This window comes from Ohtaekwangia sp., from assembly GCF_036786105.1.
Lineage (GTDB): Bacteria > Bacteroidota > Bacteroidia > Cytophagales > Cyclobacteriaceae > Ohtaekwangia.
In genome coordinates this window covers 1-3,869 of record NZ_DAIQRQ010000037.1, presented here as the reverse complement: position 1 = coordinate 3,869, position 3,869 = coordinate 1, and the positions used below count along the sequence as shown (strand labels likewise).

Annotated in this window: 1 protein-coding gene; it reads right to left on the bottom strand. The window is 44.3% G+C overall.

Features of this window, described 5'->3' with window-relative positions:
* Nucleotides 1–207 precede the first annotated feature (207 nt).
* A complete protein-coding gene (locus V7Q33_RS15010; RefSeq protein WP_333820352.1) occupies nt 208–3,747 on the bottom strand; it encodes a VCBS repeat-containing protein in 3,540 nt (1,179 codons plus the stop codon).
* Between the last annotated feature and the right edge of the window lie 122 nt (nt 3,748–3,869).

The following is a 3,869-nucleotide window of genomic DNA, read 5'->3' as shown; positions in this document are numbered from 1 at the left end:
GGAATCTGGTGACCTTCAAAGAATTTTCCATTGGTCATCAGGTACATGTCAACTTTTTGTGCATCCATAGGTATAAGGTAGATTAGTATTTTCTTGAAAGATATTTATTAGCATCCTATAAATCCAAATCCCGGAAACCAGAAATGTTACCACATGCTGTTCCCGGTGGTCTGTTTCAGTCTCTACAGGTCAGATACACAAGCACTTTTACAACGCCTGCGGTACGGGGATTTTTCGTGTTTTACCCTGCGAATCATAGACGATTATCTCCTTCACCGAAGCCGGTATACGGACCTTCCGGGTGGATTGTGACAGGAATCCTGCACCATAATATAGCTCTGCCGACTGCTTCGCGCCATTAACATGGATGAATTCAACCCGTGTGTCGAGTGGTTCCGGAGTAAATATTGGGAAAGCCTCTTTCCGGTTATACGTAAACACCTTGAGACTGTCGCGGTTCTGTGTGGCTAGTATTACATCACCCTTCGCACCCGCGAGCCGCACAAGTGCTTTGGCATCTCCAGGAACATAGAAACCACTTTCGGCAGAAGGACGCACAGCGAAATTACCCTTGCCATCGCCCAGTAACACAAGGCCCGTAAAGGCATCGTAGCGACCGGCAAACACTTCGTTACCATAGTCGTTACCAACCATCAGCACATCAAGGTTGCCATCTTCGTTTATATCGCAGGCGATCATACCATTCACAGGCGCCACCTGCACCTGCAAGGGCAATGCCTTCGTTTCAAATTTACCCTGTCCTTTATTTTCGAAGTAAGCAGAATGCATATCGTTAGCCTCTAGCACCAGCGCATCTTTCATATCCTCGGGCGTCAACACCTGGTCTATCGTAGCCTTGCTGAATTTTCGGTAACGCGAGAATTTTCGTCTGAACTTAGGGCTTTGCGAATTCATTTCGTCCCAGAAATGTACCGGGTATAATTTACGGTCATGCCCTGTCATTGTTTCGCGCTGGTAGCACGCCATCACCGGGTCTACACTTCCGTTGCCATCAAAGTCTTTCGCGAAAAGCTTTAACGAATATTGATCGGTTATCTGGTAATTATTATTAACACCCAGATTGCCCACGATATAGTCTATATCTCCGTCTGAATCGAAATCGCCAGCCGTAATACTATTCCACCAGCCCCTCATATTCTCCACACCCGATGCTTCTATCTTTGACAAGGTGCCTCCCTGATTCTTGAAGAATGTTACCGGCATAAACTCCCCTGCTACCACTAAATCTGTTTTCCCATCCAGGTCAAAATCTGTCCACAATGCATCGGTAATCATACCGGCATGTTGCAGTGCAGGTGCTACCGCTTCGGTAACGTCTGTAAATTTACCTTTATCATTTCGAAGTATATAGCTGGCAGGAGGCATCGGGTAGCTGGCTGGTATAACGCGCCCGCCTACAAACAGATCGAGATCACCGTCAGCATCAAAGTCACTGGCGCGCACACACGAGCCGCTGGAAGTGATTATAGGCAATTCGCCCGCAGTAAATATACCTTTACCATTGTTGATGAAAAGCCGGTGCTGATACTCGGATTCTTTTTGTCCTTCCATGCTACCGCTCACAACATACAAGTCGAGATCTCGATCACTATCCGCATCAAATAACAACAGGCCTTCATCTTCATACGGCTTTGTTAATTCTGATATTGCCTTGGGCTGCGACTGAAATGTGCCGTCTTTCCTTTGCATCCACACCTGGATCGGATTGTTTCGCGCCCCTCCTATAACAAAATCTTCGAGACCATCCTGATTAATATCGCCTACCGCTATACCAGGACCGTATTGAGAGAATTTATGCGGCAACGTCCGCTGCTGATTGAAATCGATGTTATCTTCTTCCTGGTGTTTGAATGCTATACCGGTAAGATGTTCAGCTGCTTTCAGCAAGGGTGTCGATATAAATTCATGGGGTTTATAAGGATCACCTTGTCCATAGTGAATGCTCAGCACCTGATCGGCCTTTACATTCCTGAACAACCGCGTATCACCATCCGGCCAGGCAACCACTACCGAATCAACAATAGAAGTCGTGCCCAAGCCAAAATGCACTATATTTTCAACCGATGACAAAAATCCCCGCGAAACGCAATTCTCGAGATACTGTACTTTGCCGTGGTTATAATGTAACGTCACCTTTGCTCCTGCACCATAATTAAAATCTTTTGCCTCACTAAATTTCAATCGCAGGTAATGACTGGCTTTTGTCTGCTCTTTTTTAGAGGTGCTATATAACGTATTCTCGTATACCCGTGCTTTGTCGTTAATGTTATTGATTACATAGTCGAGGTCGCCATCATTATCAAGATCGGCAAAGACAGCACCATTCGAGAAAGAGGGTACATCCAATCCCCAACGATCAGTAACATCTTCAAAGGTAAGGTCACCTTCATTTTTAAAAGCATAGTTGGGTATACGCACTACCGGTATAGAATCAATGAGCTGTGCAGGACTCGCTATATTCCCTACATCGGCACGGTAGTTTCCAAAATCCTTATCAGTAACATCTTTCGGGAAACCGTTGGTAATGATCAGATCTTTGTTTCCGTCATTATCAAAATCAGCAAACAAGGGAGCCCAGCTCCACTCGGTCTGATATACTCCTGAGAGTTGACCTACTTCACTGAATTTTATACCATGATTCAGCCCGTTATTCAAATGCAGCATGTTTCGCACATACTGGTATTCATAACCATACTTCTCGGTGTTGATATAGTTTAAATATGATTTATTGCTGATCGTTGTTTTTTTGCGATCGTTGGTTTCGGGCAACATATCGAGTGTAATCAGATCCGGCAAACCATCGTTGTTTATATCCGCAGCATCATTTCCCATGGAGAATTGACTTTGATGGCCTATAAATTCCCTGATCTTATTCTGGAATGTACCATCCCCATTGTTGATATAAAGTACATCGTTGGAGAGATAATCGTTCGACACATATATATCTTCCCAGCCATCGAGGTTGAAATCGGCGATCGATAGCCCAAGACCAAAACCCTCAAGTGTTATACCAGCTTCTTTGGTTACATCGGTAAAGGTACCGTTACCATTGTTGCGATATAGCTTATCGTTGTTCAGCGCAGAACCATCCGTAATCTTCGGTCGATAGTTGGTAGGCAAGTGATCCATTCGCTGATTGATGAGTACATATAGATCGAGGTCCTTGTCGTGATCATAATCAAAGAACGCAGCATTTACGCTATAGCCACCGTCTTCCACACCATAAGCAGCAGCCTGGTTGGTAAACGTAAGTACACTATCTTTATTCAAACCATTATTAATGAAAAGCATGTTTCTTCGATCGGCAGAGTCGGGCTTCATGGTGGCGCATACATATATATCCATCCACCCATCGTTGTTCACATCAGCAATGGCTACACCGGAGTTCCACCGGCCGGGTTCATTTACACCAGCGGTTTCAGTCACATCGTTGAATGTAAAATTGCCTTTATTCAGATATAGCTTGTTAGGCACCGTGTTACCGGCAAAGAACAAATCCTGAAGTCCATCCTTATTAAAATCAGCCACGCCAACTCCTCCGCCATTGTATATATACTCGTGGGTAAGAATATTGAAGGTATCATTTTCGATGACTACATTATTAAATGTTATTCCAGACTCATCTGCGGGAACACTGCGAAAGAGTGTATCGGGAGCAGGTTTGTTACAAGCCGTAACGATCCAGGCTATAAAAAGAACAGCGGGTAAAAGGCGTAGTTTCATCATTGGGCCTATCAATAAAAAAGCAAGGTCAATTTACATTGACCTTGCTGAAATCTGTTAACAATCAAACTAAATTTATCCTAGTAATTTTTGTTCTGCGTAAGGGCAGATCCTTTACCTGGAAT

What these genes read in the sequence shown, in the direction of transcription:
- V7Q33_RS15010 (WP_333820352.1), bottom strand. Translation starts at nt 3,747, where the DNA reads ATGATGAAACTACGCCTTTTACCCGCTGTTCTTTTTATAGCCTGGATC.